Source organism: Kitasatospora sp. NPDC001132, assembly GCF_053598415.1.
Window position 1 is genome coordinate 1 of record NZ_JBSFKF010000063.1, and the last position, 20890, is coordinate 20890.

General features: G+C 72.4%; 13 protein-coding genes, 2 pseudogenes and 1 riboswitch. Of the genes and pseudogenes, 11 read left to right on the forward strand and 4 right to left on the reverse strand.

Annotated elements, in window-relative coordinates; genetic code table 11:
• The 3 genes from ACWDBE_RS38300 to mfd all read left to right on the forward strand — a co-directional run.
• The coding region (locus tag ACWDBE_RS38300; RefSeq protein WP_449810286.1) for an SUKH-4 family immunity protein at positions 1 to 1094 on the forward strand (1094 nt) is incomplete at its 5' end.
• Between the two features lie 266 nt (positions 1095 to 1360).
• Complete coding sequence (locus ACWDBE_RS38305; RefSeq protein ID WP_449810287.1) at positions 1361 to 2746, forward strand: hypothetical protein; 1386 nt, start codon at positions 1361 to 1363, stop codon at positions 2744 to 2746.
• A gap of 738 nt (positions 2747 to 3484) precedes the next feature.
• Positions 3485 to 7114 carry a transcription-repair coupling factor gene (gene mfd, locus ACWDBE_RS38310; protein ID WP_449810288.1) on the forward strand — a complete coding sequence of 1210 codons (3630 nt, stop codon included), beginning with the start codon at positions 3485 to 3487 and terminating at the stop codon, positions 7112 to 7114.
• Positions 7115 to 7241: 127 nt separating this feature from the next.
• On the opposite strand, the gene ACWDBE_RS38315 is transcribed toward mfd, so the two are convergent.
• On the reverse strand, positions 7242 to 7475 hold the full coding sequence (locus ACWDBE_RS38315) for a DUF4352 domain-containing protein (protein ID WP_449810289.1): 234 nt from the start codon (positions 7473 to 7475) through the stop codon (positions 7242 to 7244).
• A gap of 395 nt (positions 7476 to 7870) precedes the next feature.
• Between ACWDBE_RS38315 and ACWDBE_RS38320 the strand changes: the two genes are divergently transcribed.
• Complete coding sequence (locus tag ACWDBE_RS38320) at positions 7871 to 8899, forward strand: MazG family protein (protein ID WP_449790432.1); 1029 nt, start codon at positions 7871 to 7873, stop codon at positions 8897 to 8899.
• A gap of 4 nt (positions 8900 to 8903) precedes the next feature.
• On the opposite strand, the gene ACWDBE_RS38325 is transcribed toward ACWDBE_RS38320, so the two are convergent.
• The gene (locus ACWDBE_RS38325; protein ID WP_392873917.1) at positions 8904 to 9326 is read right to left on the reverse strand and encodes an SDR family NAD(P)-dependent oxidoreductase; all 423 of its coding nucleotides are present in this window, start codon (positions 9324 to 9326) and stop codon (positions 8904 to 8906) included.
• A 310-nt stretch (positions 9327 to 9636) separates the two neighbouring features.
• Here ACWDBE_RS38325 and ACWDBE_RS38330 point away from each other — a divergent pair, with 310 nt between their 5' ends.
• From ACWDBE_RS38330 to ACWDBE_RS38360, 7 genes and pseudogenes are all read left to right on the forward strand, one after another.
• Entirely contained in the window at positions 9637 to 10989 is a 1353-nt protein-coding gene (locus ACWDBE_RS38330; protein WP_449790433.1) for a cytochrome P450 family protein, read from the forward strand.
• Positions 10990 to 11209: 220 nt separating this feature from the next.
• Positions 11210 to 11376, forward strand: a riboswitch (cyclic di-AMP (ydaO/yuaA leader).
• A gap of 5 nt (positions 11377 to 11381) precedes the next feature.
• The gene (locus tag ACWDBE_RS38335) at positions 11382 to 12302 is read left to right on the forward strand and encodes a LysM peptidoglycan-binding domain-containing protein (protein WP_449790434.1); all 921 of its coding nucleotides are present in this window, start codon (positions 11382 to 11384) and stop codon (positions 12300 to 12302) included.
• A gap of 341 nt (positions 12303 to 12643) precedes the next feature.
• Positions 12644 to 13930 carry a phosphopyruvate hydratase gene (gene eno / locus ACWDBE_RS38340; protein ID WP_392873908.1) on the forward strand — a complete coding sequence of 429 codons (1287 nt, stop codon included), beginning with the start codon at positions 12644 to 12646 and terminating at the stop codon, positions 13928 to 13930.
• 148 nt (positions 13931 to 14078) lie between these two features.
• On the forward strand, positions 14079 to 14600 hold the full coding sequence (locus ACWDBE_RS38345) for an FtsB family cell division protein (RefSeq protein ID WP_402410034.1): 522 nt from the start codon (positions 14079 to 14081) through the stop codon (positions 14598 to 14600).
• Positions 14572 to 15111 (forward strand): annotated as a pseudogene (locus ACWDBE_RS38350) (DUF501 domain-containing protein); the annotation flags it as partial. The gene ACWDBE_RS38345 and the pseudogene ACWDBE_RS38350, both read left to right, overlap by 29 nt.
• Before the next feature lie 143 nt (positions 15112 to 15254).
• A complete protein-coding gene (locus tag ACWDBE_RS38355) occupies positions 15255 to 16196 on the forward strand; it encodes a Ppx/GppA phosphatase family protein (protein WP_449790436.1) in 942 nt (313 codons plus the stop codon).
• 428 nt (positions 16197 to 16624) lie between these two features.
• Positions 16625 to 17992: an NAD(P)/FAD-dependent oxidoreductase gene (locus ACWDBE_RS38360; protein WP_449790437.1), complete on the forward strand. Its 1368-nt coding sequence runs from the start codon at positions 16625 to 16627 to the stop codon at positions 17990 to 17992.
• Positions 17993 to 18202: 210 nt separating this feature from the next.
• Here ACWDBE_RS38360 and ACWDBE_RS38365 read toward each other — a convergent pair whose 3' ends face one another.
• Both ACWDBE_RS38365 and ACWDBE_RS38370 read right to left on the reverse strand, forming a co-directional pair.
• Complete coding sequence (locus ACWDBE_RS38365; RefSeq protein ID WP_449810290.1) at positions 18203 to 20761, reverse strand: ABC transporter permease; 2559 nt, start codon at positions 20759 to 20761, stop codon at positions 18203 to 18205.
• Between the two features lie 47 nt (positions 20762 to 20808).
• Positions 20809 to 20890 (reverse strand): annotated as a pseudogene (locus ACWDBE_RS38370) (ABC transporter ATP-binding protein); the annotation flags it as partial.

The following is a 20890-nucleotide window of genomic DNA, read 5'->3' on the forward strand; positions in this document are numbered from 1 at the left end:
GCCCGGCGGCCCCCGTCGCGCCCGCGGCCGGCTACGGCTACCCGAACGCGGGCGGCGCCGCCGGGCTCGTCCCGCCGGCGGCGGTGCCCGGCTCGCCGCAGCCCGCGCCGGTGCCCCCGGGCGTGCCCGCGGTCGGCCCGGGGTACTTCGCCGCGCTCAGCTACCGGGGCCCGGACGGCTCGGAGCAGAAGCTGCTGCACCGCAGCGAGCCCGGCACCCCGCACCCGGAGTGGAAGATCCTCCAGGACCTGCGCCGGCTCAACGTGCCGCCGGAGCAGGTTCTGGAGCTGTACACCGAGCTGGAGTCCTGCGACCTGCCGGGCGGCTACTGCAACCGCATGATCGCCGCGTCCTGGCCGAACGTCCGGCTCACCCACACCGCCCCGTACGGCCGCGACCACGCCTCCCGGCAGGCCGGGATGTCCGAGCTGCTCGACCACCTGGACGAGCTGCACCAGCTGGCCTCCGGCGCCCAGCGGGTCCGCCCGTTCCGGGTGCCGGCGCCCGCGCCGGGGACGGTCCAGGCGCTGCCGCCGCTCCCGCCGCAGCAGCTCGCCCAGGAGATCGGCGCCGCGTTCGGGCAGAACCTGTTCCGTTACGAGCAGCGCGCCGTCTCCCGCCAGGGCGTGCCCGAGCCGGTGTCCCAGACCCTGATGTGGGCCGGGCTGCCGCGCGACTTCGGGCCGTTCTTCTGGGCGCAGGCGCAGGAGGGCCGCCCGATCCCGACGCTCGCCGAGCTGGCCGCCGAGCGCGGCCTCGCCGCGGGCCCGGACTTCGGCGGCTACCTGGTGCTCGGCAACGACTACGGCCGCCAGCTGTGCGTCCAGTACGGCACCGCGCACGTGGTGGCGGTGGACATCGATGGAACCGGCCAGCCGCCCCGGTTCGTCAACAGCGGTGTACCGGAGTTCGTCCGCTCGCTGGCCCTGCTGGGCCGGATGTGGCGGCTGCGGTACGGGCTGACGCCGGACCAGGCCGGTCGCTGGACGACCGACTTCCAGGCCCAGCTCGCCGCGATCGACCCGGCGGCCCTGCAGAACGCCGACACCTGGTGGGCCGTGCTGCTGGAGCAGTTCTGGGACGGCCTGCTGTAGCGGTCCGTCGCCGATCCTCGCAGGTGGGGAGGGGTCGTTCCGGTGTCCGGGACGGCCCCTCCGGCATGCCGTCGCAGCCGTGCCTCATTGGGGTTTCGCCCGGATCTGCGCAAAATAGGTCAAGAGGATGGGTCTATTCGTCCCGTCCTCGACGCAATCCGGTCCGTAGGACGGCGGAATCCGGCCCCGGACTCCCAACCGGTTCCGGATCCGACCGTTCCGTCCGATCATGGGCTCCGCAGCCCGCGAATCGAGGGGAAGAGCCCATGAGCGACGCCGTCCCCCAGTACGGCTTCACCCAGGCCCGCAAGGGCTACGCGCCCGAGCAGGTCGACCGAGCCCTGGCCGCGCTCACCGCGCAGCGCGACGAGGCGTGGGAGCGGCTGAGTGTCCTGGGCGCCGGCATCCGGCAGATGGAGGCCCGGCTGGCCGACATCCGCCGGACCGCCGAGGAGGCCCCGGAGCCCGACTACCAGGTGCTCAGCGAGCAGGCCGCCGGACTCGCCGCGATGGCCGAGAACGAGGCGCGCGCCGTCCGGGAGAAGGCCGAGCGCTTCGCCGAGGACCTCCGGGACGAGGTCTACGAGGCCGGGCAGGCGGCCGACCGCGCCGCCAGGGAGTACAGCGCCACGACCCGGGCCGCGGCCGACGCGGCCGCCCGCCGCACCGAGGAGCGGACCCGGGCCGAGGCCGAGGGCATCCGGTCCGAGGCCGACCGGGAGAGCCGCGCCATCCGGGACGCCGCCACCGCGTACGCCGCCAAGGTGCGGGTGGCCGCCGCCGAGGCCAGCGAACAGGCCGAGGCCGAGCTGGCCGCCCGGCGCCGCAAGGCCGACGAGACCTTCGCCGCGGCCCAGGCCAAGGCCGACGCCGAGGACGCCGAGGTCTCGGAGACCGCCGAGCGCCGGGTCAAGGAGGCGGAACAGCAGCGGGAGACCGTGCTGAACCGGATCAAGCAGCTGGAGACGGACGCCCAGGCCAAGGCCGACCAGCTGATCGAGCAGGCCCGCCGGGAGGCCGAGGAGATCAACGCGGCGAGCGAGCGCGAGCAGCGCGAGTTCGACACCCGGCTGGAGACGGTGCAGCAGCACCTGGACCACATCAAGGCCACGCTGGCCTCGCTCACCGGGGCGGCGGTCGGCCAGATCGAGCCCGAGGTGGCGGCCGCGGCCGTCGCGGCGGCCCGGGCCGCGGAGGGCTCGGCCGACCAGGCCGCCGAGGAGTCCGCCGAGGCCCCCACGGCCCCCGCTCCGCGGGACGCGGTCGAGGACGCCGCCGCCGACACCGCGCCGGTGGACTCGGAGGCGGACACCGGAGAGATCCCGGTGGCGAACCTGCGCAAGGCCCTGGCCACCGCCGCTCCGGCCGGAGCCAAGGGCTCCGCCCCGGAGAAGCCGGCGCCCGTGCTGCGGACGCCGGTGGTCGGCAGCAGCGCGACCAGGGCCATCGGTGGGCCCGTGGCGACCGGCCCGGTGCCCCCGAAGCCGGCCTCGCCGCCCGCCGGGGAGATGGTGGCCTCCGACGCCGCCGCTGCCGGGAAGGCCGCCGAGGGGCGGGCGGAGGACGAGACCCGGATCGTTCCGAAGATCATCATCGTGGACGACGGCACCGACTACGCGACCCCCAACACGGTGAGCTACCGCCGCCGCTGACCGGCCGCCGACCGTACGTCGTCGTGAAGGCCCCGGCCGCTTCCCCTGGGGCGGTTTCCAGTGGTCGTTGCCACACGTGGTCGGTCGTCCAGGCCGCGATGAGTTCAGCCAGGCGCTCGGCTGGGGTTTCCCAGCCGAGCGTTTCGCGTGGGCGGCGGCCGACCGGGTGGGCGCCGGGAGCGAAAGAGGCCGAGACCCGTGGCGCCCTCCAGGAAAGGGCGCCACGGTTCCCGGCGCTTGGGCGGGCGCCCCCACCCAGGGCCGCCCGGCCTCGCACCTCCGACCCCCATCGGTGGTGCGACAGTGCCCCCACAGCCATCCCCCACGGTTGGGTGCGGCGGGCACGTTCACCATGGTGCGCGATCTCCATGGACGGCCAGTGACAGGAGTATGTCCAGTTCGTGGCGGACAGCCGTGCTCGGTTCGGTGGTACTCCGGGTTGGTTCGTCCACCGGCCGGTCCGGTGTTCCGTCCAATCGTTCGTTCCCGGACGTGCCCCTGACAAAAACAGCGAGGAGGGGCGTGCTGCCCGGTGCTCCGACTCCGGTCACGGCCCCGGTACGGCCCCGCGCCGATCCCGTTCCGGCCCCGCCGATGTCGTGGACCGCGTGCCTGTCCGTGCCGCGGCGTAGGCTGGAGACCCCCGGCCGCTCGGCGTGCCGGGCCGTTCGCGTTGCCCCGGCGGGCCTACGACCGCCCCGGGGCGGCACCAGCCACGGGACGAAGAAGAGACCCCAGATGAGCCTGACCGGACTGCTCGATGTCGTCGCGCGGGACGCGGCGCTCGCCGAGGCGATCGAGGCGGCCACCGCCCCCGGAGCCGCGGCCGGCGGACGCCGCCACCTGGACCTGGTCGGGCCGCCCGCCGCCCGGCCGTTCGCCATCGCCGCGCTGGCCCGCGGGCTCGCCGGGCAGTCCGCCGGGGAGCGGGGCCGCCCGGTGCTCGCCGTCACCGCGACCGGCCGCGAGGCCGAGGACCTCGCGGCCTCGCTGCGCTCGCTGCTGCCCGGCGACGCCGTCGCCGAGTTCCCGGCCTGGGAGACGCTGCCGCACGAGCGGCTGTCGCCCCGCTCGGACACCGTCGGGCGCCGGCTGGCCGTACTGCGCCGGATCGTCCACCCGCGGGCCGACGACCCGGCGGCCGGGCCGGTGCAGGTGGTCGTCGCCCCGGTCCGCTCGGTGCTCCAGCCGCAGGTCAAGGGGCTGGCCGAGCTGGAGCCGGTGGCCGTCCGGCGCGGTGGGTCGTACGACCTGGAGGAGGTGGCCCGCCGGCTCTCCGCCGCCGCCTACGCGCGCGTCGAACTGGTCGAGAAGCGCGGCGAGTTCGCCGTCCGCGGCGGCATCCTGGACGTCTTCCCGCCCACCGAGGAGCACCCGCTGCGGGTGGAGTTCTGGGGCGACGAGGTCGAGGAGGTCCGGTACTTCAAGGTCGCCGACCAGCGCTCGCTGGAGATCGCCGAGCACGGCCTGTGGGCGCCGCCCTGCCGCGAACTGCTGCTCACCGACGAGGTGCGGGCCCGGGCCGCCGAGCTGTCCGCCGAGCACCCCGGGCTGGCCGAGATCCTGGACAAGATCGCCGAGGGCATCGCGGTCGAGGGCATGGAGTCGCTGGCGCCGGTGCTGGTCGACGACATGGAGCTGCTGCTGGACGTGCTGCCGCTCGGCTCCGTCACCGTGGTCTGCGACCCGGAGCGGGTCCGCACCCGGGCCGCCGACCTGGTCGCGACCAGCCAGGAGTTCCTGCACGCCTCCTGGGTCGCGGCCGCGGCCGGCGGGGACCGGCCGATCGACCTGGAGGCCATCGACGTCTCCGCCGCCTCGCTGCGCTCGCTCGCCGAGGTGCGCGAGCACGCCGACGAGATCGGGCTGCCCTGGTGGTCCGTCAGCCCGTTCGCGACGAGCCAGTCCTCCGTCGACGGCATCCTGGAGTTCGACGCCAACACGCTGACCCTCGGCATGCACGCCGTCGAGGCCTACCGGGGCGACACCGCCCGGGCGATCGCCGACGCCAAGGAGCGGCTGGCCGCCGACTGGCGGGTCGTCATGGTGACCGAGGGCCACGGCCCGGCCTCCCGGCTCGCCGAGGTGCTGGGCAACGAGGGCATCCCGGCCCGCCTGGTCGCCGACCTCACCGACGCGCCCACCCGGGACGTCGTCCACGTCTCCTGCGGCTCGATCGAGCACGGCTTCGTGGACGAGAACCTCAGGCTCACGGTCATCACCGAGACCGACCTGTCCGGGCAGAAGTCCTCCACCAAGGACATGCGCCGGATGCCCTCGCGCCGCCGCAACGCGATCGACCCGCTGGCGCTGGTGGCCGGCGACTACGTCGTCCACGAGGCGCACGGCGTCGGCAAGTACGTCGAGATGGTGCAGCGCACCGTCCAGGGCGCCACCCGCGAGTACCTGGTGCTGGAGTACGCCCCGGCCAAGCGCGGCCACCCCGGCGACCGGCTGTTCGTGCCGACCGACCAGCTGGACCAGGTCACCAAGTACGTCGGCGGCGAGGCCCCGACGCTGCACCGTCTCGGCGGCGCGGACTGGGCGAAGACCAAGCAGCGGGCCAAGAAGGCCGTCAAGGAGATCGCCGCCGACCTGATCAGGCTGTACTCGGCACGGATGGCCGCCCCCGGCCACACCTTCGGCCCGGACACCCCGTGGCAGCGCGAGCTGGAGGACGCCTTCCCGTACGCGGAGACGCCGGACCAGCTGACCACCATCGCCGAGGTCAAGTCGGACATGGAGAAGTCCGTTCCGATGGACCGGCTGATCTGCGGCGACGTCGGCTACGGCAAGACCGAGATCGCGGTGCGGGCCGCCTTCAAGGCCGTGCAGGACGGCAAGCAGGTGGCCGTCCTGGTGCCGACCACGCTGCTGGTGCAGCAGCACTTCTCGACCTTCGCCGAGCGCTACGCCAACTTCCCGGTGACGGTGAAGGCGCTGTCCCGCTTCCAGACCGACACCGAGGCCAAGGCCGTGCTGGAGGGGCTGTTCGAGGGCTCGGTGGACGTCGTGATCGGCACCCACCGGCTGTTCTCCTCCGAGACCAGGTTCAAGGACCTCGGCCTGGTCATCGTCGACGAGGAGCAGCGGTTCGGCGTCGAGCACAAGGAGCAGCTGAAGAAGCTGCGCGCCAACGTGGACGTGCTCACCATGTCCGCGACGCCGATCCCGCGCACCCTGGAGATGGCCGTCACCGGCATCCGCGAGATGTCCACCATCACCACCCCGCCGGAGGAGCGGCACCCGGTGCTGACCTTCGTCGGCCCGTACGACGAGAAGCAGATCTCGGCCGCGATCCGGCGTGAACTCCTGCGCGAGGGCCAGGTGTTCTACATCCACAACCGGGTGGAGTCGATCGACAAGGCGGCCGCCCGACTGAAGGACCTGGTGCCCGAGGCGCGGATCGCCACCGCACACGGGCAGATGGGGGAGACCCAGCTGGAGAAGGTGGTCGTCGACTTCTGGGAGAAGGAGTTCGACGTCCTGGTGTCGACCACGATCGTGGAGTCCGGCATCGACATCTCCAACGCCAACACCCTGATCGTGGAACGCGGCGACACCTTCGGCCTCTCCCAGCTGCACCAGCTGCGCGGGCGGGTCGGGCGAGGGCGCGAGCGCGGCTACGCGTACATGCTGTACCCGCCGGAGAAGCCGCTCACCGAGACCGCGCACGAGCGGCTGGCCACCATCGCCCAGCACACCGAGATGGGCGCCGGCATGTACGTCGCGATGAAGGACCTGGAGATCCGCGGGGCGGGCAACCTGCTCGGCGGCGAGCAGTCCGGGCACATCGCGGGCGTCGGCTTCGACCTCTACATGCGGATGGTCGGCGAGGCGGTGGCGGAGTTCCGCGAGTCGCTGGCGGGCGGCGGGGAGCCGGAGGAGGAGCCGCTCGAGGTGAAGATCGAGCTGCCCGTCGACGCCCACGTGCCGCACGACTACGCGCCCGGCGAGCGGCTGCGGCTGCAGGCGTACCGCTCGATCGCCGCCGTCAACTCGGAGGAGGACATCCGGCAGGTCCGGGACGAGCTGGTGGACCGCTACGGCAAGCTGCCCGAGCCGGTGGAGAACCTGCTGCTGGTCGCGGCGCTGCGGTTGTACGCCCGGCGGTGCGGGATCGCGGACATCACCCTCCAGGGCTCCAACGTCCGCTTCGGGCCGGTGGAGCTGCGGGAGTCCCAGCAGCTGCGGCTGAACCGGCTCTACCCGCGCAGCCAGGTGAAGGCGGCGGCCCAGCAGCTGCTGGTGCCGCGCCCGAGCACCGGGCGGATCGGCGGCAAGCCGCTGGTCGGGCGGGAACTGCTGGGCTGGTGCAGCGAGTTCCTGTCGGCCATGTTCGACGACCTGGCGGGGGCGAAGAAGTAGCGTCCGCAGCTCGGCGGTTCCCGGCTGGTTCACGGCTGGGGCCCCGCGGGGTTCACAGCTAGATCGCGGCGGTCTCGGGCTTCGGCCCGGGGCCGCCGTTCCGTACGTACGGGGGTGCGTCGGGAAGTCAGCCGAGCTTCGACTGGCCGGCCTGGTTGGAGAAGCCGTTGTCCAGCGCGAACTGGACCTTGTCGAGCTTGGTGCCGTCCGGGACCTCGAAGGTGACGAAGCCCTTGCCCGTCTCGCCGGGAGCGATGTTGGTGGGGGTCCGGAAAGCGGGGCCGACCTTGGTCTCCTCGAGGTTCGGCCCGTACGCCTGGCCCTGGGCGTCCACGACCTCCGCGAACGCATCGGCCTCCACCTCCTGGCCCCCGAAACCCCGCTGACCCACCCCGCCCCCCGACATCGAGACGCCGCCCCGCCGCCCCGCCACCTGCCGGCCCGTTCGCCCGGCATGGTGGTGTGGCCCTCCGATTCGCCCTCCGGGACGTTGGCCCCTGCGGCTCTCCAGCCCCCTGGGCCTCCAGGTATCCCGGGACGCCGCCACCTGCCGGCCCGTTCGCCGAACGCTGTGCCACAGCCGCTCTCCACCGCCCCGACGGACGGTGTCGCCATCTCGGATCAGGAAGCGGCCGGGTCGACTTTTCGTGCTGGTGGCTTGCTGGGGAGTAGGGCGGCGTCTGGGAGCGGGAAGTCGGCGGGTTCGGCGTTCTGCGCTGATGGGGTCGTGGCTGGGGGCGGAGGTAGGTTCGGGGTGTGACGACGAATGTTCCGGGCGCGAAGTTGATCCTGTTGACCACCACCCACCGGGTGGCTCCCGGGCTGCTGGCGTGGCCGGCGTGGGAGGCGTTGCGGTCGGCGGGGCGGGTGTTGGTGGGGGACGAGGGGCATCCGCAGGTGGCGGCGGTGCGGCAGGCCGGGGTGGGCGTGGAGGTCGTGCCGGCCGGGTCGGCGCCCGCGTTGGCGCGGCTGCTGACCGGGCAGCCGGCCGGGGGCGGGCCGACGGTGTGGCTGGGCAGCCCGGACGGGGACCCGGGGCTGACCGACGCGTTGGCGCGGCTCGCGGTGGAGCAGGCCGGCGAGGTGCCCGAGATCGAGGTGCTGCCCGGCTCGTACGACCTGCCGGGGTCGCGGCTGCTGGACCTGGTGACGGTGATGGACCGGCTGCGCTCCCCGGGCGGTTGCCCCTGGGACGCCGAGCAGACGCACGAGACCCTGGTGAAGTACCTGGTCGAGGAGGCGTACGAGCTGGTCGAGGCGATCGAGGACGGGGAGCGGCAGACGCTGCGCGAGGAGCTGGGCGACGTCCTGTTCCAGGTGGTCTTCCACTCCCGGATCGCCGAGGAGCACCCGACCGACCCGTTCACCGTCGACGACGTGGCAGGGGACATCGTCGAGAAGCTGATGTACCGGCACCCGCACGTGTTCGGGAACGTCGAGGTCGAGGGTGCCACCGAGGCGGAGGCGAACTGGGAGCAGCTGAAGGCGGCCGAGAAGGCGGACCGCGAGTCGGTGCTGGACGGCGTGCCGGCCGGGCTGCCCGCGCTGGCGTACGCGGCGAAGCTGGTGTCCCGGGTGCGCCGGTCCGGATTCACCGGGATGCCGGACGAGCCGTACGAGCTGCCCGCCGAGCTGACCGCCGACTCGGCGGGCCGGCTGCTGCTCGCGGTGGTGCAGCGGGCCCACGACGCCGGGGTGGACGTGGACGCGGCGCTGCGGTCGGCCGCGCGCGGTTACCGGGACGGAGTGCGCGCGGCCGAGGGTCTCGAGCCGGACGGGGAGTAGGTGCTCAGGCCGCCGTGGCGGTGTGCTCCGGGCGCCGCTGCGGCGGGACGAGTTCGCCGATGGCCTCGCCGACGAGGAGGACGAGTTCGGCGAGCCGCTCCAGGTCGAGGTGGTCGGGCAGGTCGGCCAGCGAGATGATCCGCTCGCCGCCCGGGCCGGCGACGGCGAACAGGTCGATCGGCCCGAGGTGCTTCTCGGCGGTGTCGACGAGGGCGGCGACGTCGCTGGGGCGCCGGATGTCGCCGCAGACGCCGACGACGGGGCAGCCCGGCCGGTCGAGTTCGGTGGCGAGGTCCTCGGCGACGCCGACGTACTGGTCGGCGATCAGCATTCCGGCGGCGCCGGCCGCGGAGAACCGGCGGGCGAGGCCCGCGCCCGACCCGCCGTCGAGGACCGCGATGACGACGACTGACCCGCTGACCCGCATGGCCTGCTCCTCCCTGTGGGCGACACCGCACCGGCGCCCACGCGTACTGCGGAGGATCGTAGGCACGTCCTGACCCTCCGCAACAGGGATTACCCCTCAGGTGACCAGGCTCACGCCCGCCCCGCGGCCAAGAGTCGGCCAAGAGCTGTCCACGGACCGTCCACGACCCGTCCACGGACGGTCAACGGCCCGGCCACGGCCTGTCCATGAGCCGGCCGTGGCCCGGTCATGACCCCGCCGCGGAGCGCCGCCCGACGGGCGCGCCCCGCCGGAGGGCGGGTGCGCCGGTCGCACCGGATACGGTCGGTCCATGCCAGCTCAGCCCGACCCCGCCCGGCCCGCCGCCGCGTCCTCCGATGCCCCCGCCCCGCAGCTGTTCACCTGGGAGTTCGCCTCCGACCCGTACCCCGCCTACGCCTGGCTGCGCGAGCACGCCCCGGTGCACCGCACCACCCTGCCGAGCGGGGTGGAGGCCTGGCTGGTGACCAGGTACGCCGACGCCCGGCAGGCGCTCGCGGACAGCCGGCTGTCGAAGAACCCGGCGCACCACAGCGAGCAGGCGCACCGCACCGGCCGGGTGGGCATCCCGGGGGAGCGGCAGGCGGACCTGATGACCCACCTGCTGAACATCGACCCGCCGGACCACACCCGGCTGCGCCGCCTGGTGTCGAAGGCGTTCACGCCGCGCCGGGTGGCCGAGTTCGAGCCGAGGGTGCAGCAGCTCACCGACCGGCTGATCGACGGCTTCGCGCAGCGCGGCTCGGCGGACCTGATCCACGAGTTCGCCTTCCCGCTCCCCATCTACGCGATCTGCGACATGCTCGGGGTGCCGGCCGAGGACCAGGACGACTTCCGCGACTGGGCCGGGATGATGCTGCGACACACGAAGCCGGGGCAAGGCGGCGGCCAACGCGGTGGCGTGGGGCGGGCGGTGAAGCGGATGCGGGCGTACCTGCTGGAGCTGATCCACCGCAAGCGCGCCGACCTCGGGGACGACCTGATCTCCGGTCTGATCCGGGCCAGTGACCACGGTGAGCACCTGACGGAGAACGAGGCCGCGGCGATGGCCTTCATCCTCCTCTTCGCGGGTTTCGAGACGACCGTGAACCTGATCGGCAACGGCACGTACGCGCTGCTGCGCAACCCGGAGCAGCGCCGGCTGCTGCAGGAGTCGGTGGCGCGCGGGGAGAGCGCGCTGCTGGAGACCGGGATCGAGGAACTCCTGCGCTACGACGGGCCGGTGGAGCTGGCTACCTGGCGGTTCGCGACCCGTCCGCTGACCATCGGCGGGGTGGACATCCCGGTCGGCGACCCGGTGCTCGTGGTGCTGGCCGCGGCGGACCGCGACCCGGCCCGGTTCGCCGCCGAGAACACCCTGGACCTGGCCCGTACGGACAATCCCCACCTGGGCTTCGGGCACGGCATCCACTACTGCATCGGCGCTCCGCTCGCCCGGTTGGAGGGGCGTGCGGCGCTGGCCTCGCTGCTTTCCCGGCTGCCCGATCTGCGGCTCGCGGAAAGCCCGGACGCCCTGCGCTGGCGCGGTGGCCTGATCATGCGTGGGCTGCGCGAACTACCGGTGGAATTCAGCCCGGAGGGCCGCTCTCCGCACACCCCTCCGCAGCCCCCTTCGCAGGCCTCTCGAACGCCTCCGACCTGCTGAGATCACGCTGACGGGAGGTCGCCGATCGCCCGCCGTCGGAGGTGTGAACACCCATCAATCCGGACATAACACCGCTGTTGGTAGGCGATCGAACACGGGCCGTAATTGTCGTGTGATATCGACGATATGAGCTTGTGATTGTCCTGATGATCTGTCTACTCTCCCTGGAGTTCGCAGCTGCGGACCTCGTGCGCGGAACGCCGAATCCTGCCCGCCGCGCCCGGGAAACCGACCAGACCCTGGGCAGGGGCGGGGGAACCAGGTTGGTTGCCGTCTCCCACGGCTTGGGGTGAAGCCGCCCGAGCGGAATCGTTTCCGCGTACGGCGGCCGGGCCACCTCCCGGTCCGAACCCGACAGCTCACCTCGCAGGCGTGCGGAGAGGGACCTCTTCATGCTGTTCGTTGGAACTGGCCGTCACCGTCGTCGCACCCAGGCCGAGAAGGCCATCGCCGTCGCCGGTGTGGCCGGCGTCGGACTCGCGATGCCGCTCCTCACCGCCACCGGTGCCTCCGCCGCCCCCGCCTCCACCTGGGACGCCGTCGCCCAGTGCGAGAGCGGCGGCAACTGGAGCATCAACACCGGCAACGGCTTCTACGGCGGCCTCCAGTTCACCTCCAGCACCTGGAAGGCGTACGGCGGCACCGCCTACGCGTCGCAGGCCAACCAGGCCAGCAAGGCCCAGCAGATCTCGGTCGCCGAGAAGGTGCTGGCCTCGCAGGGGCCGGGCGCCTGGCCGGTCTGCTCCCAGAAGGCGGGTCTGACCAAGGGCGGCGCCGCGGCCGTGGTCGACACCTCCTCGGACGCCAAGCCGCAGTCCGCCCCCAAGCAGCAGACCCCGAAGCCCGCCGCCAAGCCGGCCGAGAAGCCGGCCGCGCAGCAGCCCGCCGCCCAGAAGCCGGTCCAGAAGCCCGCCGCCCAGAAGCCCGCCGCGCAGCCGGTCCAGCAGGCCGCCCCGCAGCAGCAGGCGCAGCCGCAGACCCCGGGCTTCTCCGGCAAGGCCGGCTGGGACGCCGACGCCAAGGTGTTCTGGTACCAGAACAACGGCGCCTGGTACTGGACCAGCCACCAGAGCGTCTACCAGCAGTACGCCGGCCAGGCCGCCGCCCAGCCGCAGTACGCTCCGCTCGCCGCCCAGCAGGCCCCGCAGGCCGCCGGCCACGACTACACCGTCCGCGCCGGGGACACCCTGTCGACCATCGCCGCCGCCCAGGGCGTTTCCGGCGGCTGGCACGCGCTGTACGAGCAGAACCACGCCACCGTCGGCGGCGACCCGAACCTGATCATGCCCGGCCAGGTGCTGCACCTCGGCTGAGCCGTCGCACCGGCCGTCACCCGACGCCGTCGTGACCCGACGCCGTCGTCACCCCGGCCGTCACCCCCGTCGTGGCCCGACGCCGGTGCCGCTCCGCCCGCCGTCCGAAGGGGACCGGTTCCTACCGGTCCCCTTCGTCCGCATTCGCCCGCTCCGGTGGGACAAGCTGGGACAAGCAGGTGAACTACCGGTGGGTAGTGGAGCCACACGCTGAGACGGGACCGAGGTGGACGTGGCCCCGGGAGCCCGGGCGGTTAGGCTCTGGTCGTAACGACTCCGCAATCGTCCTGCTGACAGCACCCACCGTCAGACCGGACCCTGCTTCCGCAAGGAGATGCCTCGTGCCGTCCATCGATGTCGTCGTAGCCCGTGAGATCCTCGACTCGCGCGGCAACCCCACGGTCGAGGTCGAGGTCGGCCTCGACGACGGCAGCACGGGTCGTGCCGCTGTCCCGTCGGGTGCCTCCACCGGCGCCTTCGAGGCGCTGGAGCTGCGCGACGGCGACAAGAACCGCTACTTCGGCAAGGGCGTCGAGAAGGCCGTCCTGGCCGTCATCGAGCAGATCGGCCCGGAGCTGGTCGGCTACGACGCCACCGAGCAGCGCCTGATCGACCAGGCCATGCTGGACCTGGACGCCACCCCGGACAAGTCCTCGCTCGGCGCCAACGCCATCCTGGGCGTCTCGCTGGCCGTCGCGCACGCCGCCTCCGAGGCCAGCGACCTGCCGCTGTTCCGCTACCTGGGCGGCCCGAACGCGCACGTCCTGCCGGTCCCGATGATGAACATCCTCAACGGTGGGTCGCACGCCGACTCCAACGTCGACATCCAGGAGTTCATGATCGCCCCGATCGGCGCGGAGTCCTTCTCCGAGGCCGTCCGCTGGGGCGTCGAGGTCTACCACACGCTCAAGGGCGTGCTGAAGGAGCGCGGCCTGTCCACCGGTCTGGGCGACGAGGGCGGCTTCGCCCCGAACCTGGACTCCAACCGCGAGGCCCTGGACCTCATCGTCGAGGCCATCCAGAAGGCCGGCTACGTGCCCGGCCGTGACGTCGCACTGGCCCTGGACGTCGCCTCCTCCGAGTTCTACGAGGACGGCGCCTACCACTTCGAGGGCAAGGAGCTCACCGCCGCCGAGCTCATCGAGTACTACGCCGAGCTGGTCGCCGCCTACCCGCTGGTCTCCATCGAGGACCCGCTGGACGAGTCGGACTGGGACGGCTGGAAGGCCATGACCGAGAAGCTGGGCGACAAGGTCCAGCTGGTCGGCGACGACCTGTTCGTCACCAACCCGGCCCGCCTGGCCCGCGGCATCGAGACCGGCACCGCCAACGCGCTGCTGGTGAAGGTGAACCAGATCGGCTCGCTGACCGAGACCCTGGACGCCGTCGAACTGGCCCAGCGCAACGGCTACCGCTGCATGATGTCGCACCGCTCCGGCGAGACCGAGGACGTCACCATCGCCGACCTGGCCGTCGCCACCAACTGCGGTCAGATCAAGACCGGTGCCCCGGCCCGCTCCGAGCGCGTCGCCAAGTACAACCAGCTGCTGCGCATCGAGGAGATCCTCGACGACGCCGCCGAGTACGCCGGCCGCGGTGCCTTCCCGCGCTTCCGCTCCGCCGAGTGACCAGCGGATCAGTACGGCGAGTCCGGGGCTGAGCGCTCCGGAGACGGGGGCCGAGTGCTCCCGGTAGCGCACGCCTGACCGGTGCCCCGCCGTTCACCCCGTAGGGTGGACGGCGGGGCACCGTCGCGACCAGGAGGGGATACGGGAGATGGCTGGCTGGAGGATCCCGGGCTTGGCGGCCCGGCCCCGGTTCACGAGCCGGGCGACCGTCCTCGTCCTGGTGCTCTGCTCCCTGGTGGCGATCCTCGCCTACCCGACGCGGCAGTTCATCTCCCAGCGCGCCGAGATCTCCGCCCAGCGGGCGAAGGCCGACCACGCGCGCCAGCAGGTCGAGCAGCTGCGCCGGGAGCGGGCCCGCTGGCAGGACCCGGAGTACGTCAAGGCGCAGGCCCGCGCCCGGCTGCACTACGCGGTGCCGGGGGAGACCCCGTACATCGCGGTGGACCCGGCCGGCCAGGGCTCCGCCCAGCCCTCCTCCTCCGCGGCCGGTGCGGCCTCCGCCCGGAACGCGGCCCCCGGAAGCGCCACCGGCCAGGCGATGGCCGCCAAACCCTGGTACGCCAGCATCTGGGACTCGGTGGACGCCGCCGACACCGCCGCGGCGGTCCCCGCCACCCCCCTTCCCCTCCCACCGTCCCCCGTTGGAGACACCTCCCCCCATGACCACTGAGAACCACCCCACCGTCTCCGACGCCGACGTCGCGGCCATCGCCGCCCAGCTCGGCCGGGTGCCGCGCGGCCTGCGCGGCGTGGCGCACCGCTGCCCCTGCGGCAACCCCGACGTCGTGGAGACGGCCCCCCGTCTGCCGGACGGCACGCCGTTCCCGACGCTCTACTACCTGACCTGCCCCAAGGCCGCCTCGCTGATCGGCACCCTGGAGGCGGAGGGCGTGATGAAGGACCAGAGCGCCCGGCTCGCCGAGGACCCGGAGCTGGCCGCCGCCTACCAGAAGGCGCACGAGGACTACATCGCCCGGCGTGACGCGATCGAGGTGCTGGAGGGCTTCCCGAGCGCCGGCGGCATGCCGGACCGGGTGAAGTGCCTGCACGTGCTGGTCGGCCACTCGCTGGCGGCCGGCGAGGGCGTCAACCCGCTCGGCGACGAGGCGCTCGGCATGCTGGAGGACTGGTGGGCCAAGGGCCCGTGCGTCTCCCCGGCCGAGGTCGAGGCCGCCGGTGAGCGGGTCGCCCGCAACCGCGCCAAGGAGCAGGACCACGACGCGGTGATCGCCGCCAAGCAGCAGCTGACCGCCGAGCGCGCCGCGAAGAAGCGCGCCGCCGAGGAGGCCGCCGCCGGGGACGCCGCGGCGGAGCAGGAGTCCGAGTGAGCACGACCCGCGTCGCCGCGATCGACTGCGGCACCAACTCGATCCGCCTGCTGGTCGCCGACCTCGACCCGGACACCGGGGGGATCACCGACCTCGACCGCCGGATGATCGTCAACCGGCTGGGTCAGGGCGTGGACCAGACCGGCCGGCTGCACCCGGACGCGCTGGCCCGCACCTTCGCGGCCTGCCGGGAGTACCAGGAGATCATCTCCGGCTTCGGCGTCGGCCCCGAGCGGGTCCGCTTCGTCGCCACCAGTGCCTCCCGGGACGCCGAGAACAGCGACGAGTACGTCAAGGGCGTGCGCGACATCCTGGGCGTCGAGCCCGAGGTGGTGAGCGGCGAGGAGGAGGCGCACCTCTCCTTCGTGGGCGCCACCAAGGAGCTGACCGGCGGTCAGTTCCCCGGCCCGTACCTGGTCTTCGACCTCGGTGGCGGCTCCACCGAGTTCGTGCTCGGCACGGACGACGTGCAGGCCGCGCGCTCGGTGGACATCGGCTGCGTGCGGCTCACCGAGCGGTACTTCGGGAACGCCGAGCTGCCCTCCGAGGAGCAGGTCGAGGCGGCCCGGGCGCACGTGCGCGCCGAGCTGGACCGGGCCGAGGAGGTCGTCCCGCTGACCGGCGCGGGCACCCTGGTGGGCCTGGCCGGGACGGTCACCACGGTGTCCGCGATCGCCCAGGGCCTGCCCGGCTACGACTCGGCGGCGATCCACCACTCCCGGATCAGCCGGGAGCGGGTCGCCGCGATCGCCCGGGAGCTGCTGGCCTCCACCCACGCCGAGCGCGCGGCCATCCCGTCGATGCACCCGGGCCGGGTGGACGTGATCGCGGCCGGGGCGCTGGAGCTGCTGGAGATCATGGAGCGCACCGGCGCCGCCGAGGTGGTCGTGAGCGAGCACGACATCCTCGACGGGATCGCCTTCGGTATCGCCCCCTGACCCCGCGCGGGGCTTACCCGTCACGGCCCCGGCACCCCGAAAGGGGGCCGGGGCCCTGGCGCGCCCGCACGCGGGTGGAAAAGTTCGTGAATTTCTTCACATGGCGATCGGCCCATTCGTCGCACCGGCCCGCCCGCTACGTCCGATATGTGGGACCGAAGGCCCGTCGTGCGGGTGGCCCATGGGATCGCAGGTCAGGCCTCGTTTGAGGTTTGAAAATCGAAATCACGCGCGGGAACCCGGGCGTTGTGCGGATCGTTGCTGCTCAGGCCGGTGGTGCTCCGGCGAACGTTCGCGCGGGGCCGTCCAGGGGTGGGGGCCGCCGCGCCGGGCCCGGTTTTGCGGCCGCGTAGTATAGCACGGGGGGTCCGTCAACTTGTGACCGGGCTCACGAAGGCTGCTCCGGACGGTGCTGGATACTTTCGGATATGAGCACCACGGAGCGTCCTCGCATCCTCATTGTCGGCGGTGGTTACGTCGGCCTGTATGCCGCGATGCGCATCCTCAAGAAGATGCGTTACGGCGAAGCGACCGTCACGGTCGTCGACCCGCGGTCGTACATGACGTACCTGCCCTTCCTCCCCGAGGCGGCCGGCGGCAGTGTCGCGCCTCGCAACCTCATCGCGCCGCTGCGCAGCACCCTCAAGAAGGCGGAGGTGCTGACCGGGTCCGTCACCGGCATCGACCACGCCCGCAAGGTCGCCACGATCCAGCCCGCGGCCGGCGACAGCTACGAGCTGCCGTTCGAGTACCTGGTCGTCGCGACCGGCTCGGTCTCCCGCACCTTCCCGATCCCGGGTCTGGCGGAGAACGGCCTCGGCATGAAGACGGTCGAGGAGGCCATCGGCCTCCGCAACCACGTCATGGCCCAGCTCGACAAGGCCGAGTCCACCACGGACGAGGAGATCCGCCGCAAGGCGCTGACCTTCGTGGTGATCGGTGGCGGCTTCGCCGGCATCGAGACGGTCGCCGAGGTCGAGGACATGGCCCGTGACGCGGCCAAGCTGTACAAGACCGTCAGCCGCGAAGACATGCGCTTCGTCGTGGTCGAGGCGGCCAACCGCATCCTCCCCGAGATGGGCCCGGACCTCGGTCTGTGGACCAAGGAGAAGCTCGAGGAGCGCAACATCGAGGTCTACATCGAGACCTCGATGGACTCCTGCGTCGACGGCCACGTCATGCTGAAGAACGGCATGGAGATGGACGCCTCCACCATCGTGTGGACGGCCGGCGTGAAGCCGAACCCGGTGCTGGCCAACTTCGGCCTGCCGCTGGGCCCGCGCGGCCACGTCGACACCGCGCCGACCCTGCAGGTCCAGGGCTTCGACTACGTCTGGTCCGCCGGCGACAACGCCCAGGTGCCGGACCTCGCCGCGGGCGAGGGCGCCTGGTGCCCGCCGAACGCGCAGCACGCCAGCCGCCAGGCCATCGTCCTCGGCGACAACGTGATCTCCGGCATGCGTGGCTTCCCGCAGAAGGAGTACAAGCACAAGAACCTGGGTGCGGTCGCCGGTCTCGGCCTGCACAAGGGCGTGGCGATCCTCTTCGGCAAGTACAAGCTGAAGGGCCGTCCGGCCTGGTGGTTCCACCGCCTGTACCACGGCGCGATGGTGCCGACCTTCAACCGCAAGGTGCGCGTCTTCACCGACTGGACGCTCGCGATGTTCCTCAAGCGCGAGATGGTCGGCCTCGCCCAGATGGAGAAGCCGCAGCTGCCGATCCAGGAGGTCACTCCGCCCACCAAGCCCGTCGAGGCCGCCAAGCCGGCCGCCGACAAGGAACTCGCCAGCAAGTAAGCGACTGAGACCCCGGTGTGGGAGCACCGGGGTATGAGTCGGAGGCCCTCCGCCCGGCAGCGTTGCCGGACCACGACCTCCGTGGTGCTCAGCCGGCCGTGCGACCGGGCGGAGTACAGAAGTAGAAGGTCCCCTGCCGAAACCCTCCGGCAGGGGACCTTTCTCGTTCCGGGGCCGGCCGACCGGGAGCGGTCGGCCGGCCCCGGCCGGTCAGTCGGTCTTGATGCTCTCCAGGATGTCCAGCTTGGACGCCCGGCGGGCCGGCCAGATCGCGGCCACCAGACCGACCACCCCGGCCAGCGCCAGGAACATCGCCAGCTGGCCGTACGGCAGGACCGTGGTCAGACCGGAGAGGCTGGACTTCAGGGTGCCGTTGACCGCCCAGGCGATGAAGCAGCCGAGCAGCAGGCCGATGCCGGCGCCGAACAGCGAGATCACCACGGACTCCAGACGGACCATCCGCTTGATGCCGCCGCGGTCCAGGCCGATCGCCCGCAGCATCCCGATCTCGCGCTTGCGCTCGAAGACCGACATGGCCAGCGTGTTGACCACGCCCAGGATCGCGATCAGGACCGCCATCCCCAGCAGGCCGTACATCAGGTTCAGCGCGAAGGTGATGGTCTGGCTGAACTCGTCCCGGACGTCCTGCCTGGACTTCACCTCGATCACCGGGTTGGCGCCGGTGGCGTCCTTGAGGGCCTGCTTGAGGCTGCCGGTGGCGCCGTCCTTGCCCTTGACCAGGACCTCGGAGATGTACGGCTTCGGCTCGTGCTTGGCGACCTCGCTGTTGGCCAGCAGCGTCCGGCCGAGCACGCCGGCGTTCTCGTACACGCCGCCGATGGTGAGCTGCCCGGTGGACTCGTCCGGGAAGGTCACGTTCACGACCGAGCCGGTGGTGGCGTTCAGCTTCTTGGCCGTGTCCTCGCTGACCAGCAGCTGCCCCTTGGCGAGGTTGGCGGTGGAGCCGGCGGTCAGCTTGACGTCGGTGAGCTGGTCGAGGTTGGCCGCGTCCACGCCGTTGATCGTCGTGCCGGTGCCGTTGAGGTCCCAGTAGGAGGTCGTCAGCGCCGAGGAGGCGGCCACTCCGGGCGCCTTGGCGATCTGCGCGGGCACCTGCTCGGACAGGCTCATGTTGTTGGCGGCCCCGATGATGTAGTCGGCCTTCATCGCGCTGGTGACGGCCCGGTCGACGGTGTCGCTGACCGAGGCGCCGATCACGGTGAGCCCGGTGACCAGGGTCAGGCCGATGGTCAGCGCGGCGGCGGTGGCCGCGGTGCGGCGCGGGTTGCGCACCGCGTTCTGCTGGGCGAGCTTGCCCGGGGTGCCGCCGAGACCGCGCAGCAGCGGGCCGACCAGGGCGACCACCGGACGGGAGAGCAGCGGCAGCAGGACGAACACGCCGATCAGGGCCAGGAAGGCGCCGGCGCCGACCGGCAGCCGGCCGCTGTCGTCGCCGGTGGAGGCGCCGAAGCCGATCAGGGCGAGGCCGCCGCCTGCGAGCACCGAGCCGATCGTGTTGCGGACCACCAGGCTCTTCTGGGAGACCGGCTGGTCGCCGCTGCTCATCGCGGCCACCGGGGCGATCCGGGAGGCGCGCATGGCGGGCAGCAGGGCCGACAGGACCGTCACCAGGACGCCGACCACGATCGTCACCACGACGGTGAGCGGCTTGATCACCAGCGAGCCGTTCGGCATGTTCTCGTTCAGCGAGCCGATCAGCGACTGCATCCCGGCGCCGATCCCGACGCCGGCCAGCAGGCCGGCCGCGGCGGAGGCGGTGCCGATCAGCAGGGCCTCGATCAGCACGGACCGGGTGACCTGCTTGCGGCTGGCGCCGATGGCGCGCAGCAGGGCCAGCTCCTTGGTGCGCTGGGCGACCAGCATGGTGAAGGTGTTGGCGATGATGAAGATGCCGACGAAGAGCGAGATGAAGGCGAAGACCAGGAGCATGGTGCGCATGCTGCTGGTGGCCTCGGTGATCATCTTCTGCTCGTCGGCGTTGAGCTTGGCGCCGGTCTCGACGTCGAACTGGTGGCCGGACGGCACCTTGGGCTGGGCCTCGGCGAGCAGCGCGTCCTGGCTGGTGCCGGGCTTGGCGGTGAGCACGACGCTGCTGTAGCGGCCCGGCTCCAGCAGGGTCTGCTGGGCGGTGGCCTTGTCGAAGAGGGTGAGCGTGCCGCCGGTGTTCACCACCGGGTCGTCGGTGGTGAAGACGCCGGTGAGCTTCGCCTCGACGACCGGGCCGTTGGCGGCGACCCGGATGGTGTCGCCGACCTTGTAGCCCGCCTTGTCGGCGGTCCTGCGGTCGAGCGCGACCTCCTTGGCGGTCTTCGGGCCCTGGCCCTCGACCATCGGGTAGCGCGGGTCCTTGCCGTCCTGGCCGGGGGCGAAGTTGGCGCCCTTGGCGGCCCAGACCTGGCCGATCAGGTTGCCCTTCTTGTCGGCGACGCCGGTGAAGCCGCTGACCACGCCGCGGGCGTTGGCGGTGCCCGGCAGGGCGGCCAGCTGCTGGACGGTGGCGTCGGTGAGGGTGGCCGAGCCGCCCTCGCTCTTCTGCCGGGCGGAGGCGTTGGAGCCCGCCGCGCGGTCCACCACCTGGACCGAGACGTCCGAGTAGCTCTTGGAGTTGCTGTCCCGCATGGCCTTGCCGAAGGTGTCGGAGAAGACCATGGTGCCGGCCACGAAGGCGGTGCCGAGCATGACGGCCAGCGCCGTCATCAGCAGTCGGCCCTTGTGGGCCAGCACGTTGCGCAGTGCGGTGCGATACATGGGGTGTCCTGGGAAGAATCGGTGAGCGGGCTACGGCTGCCGGTGTGTCAGCTGGTGCGGCCCTTGGCGTCGAAGCGGCGCATGCGGTCCAGGACGGTGTCGGCGGTGGGGTGGTGGAGCTCGTCGACG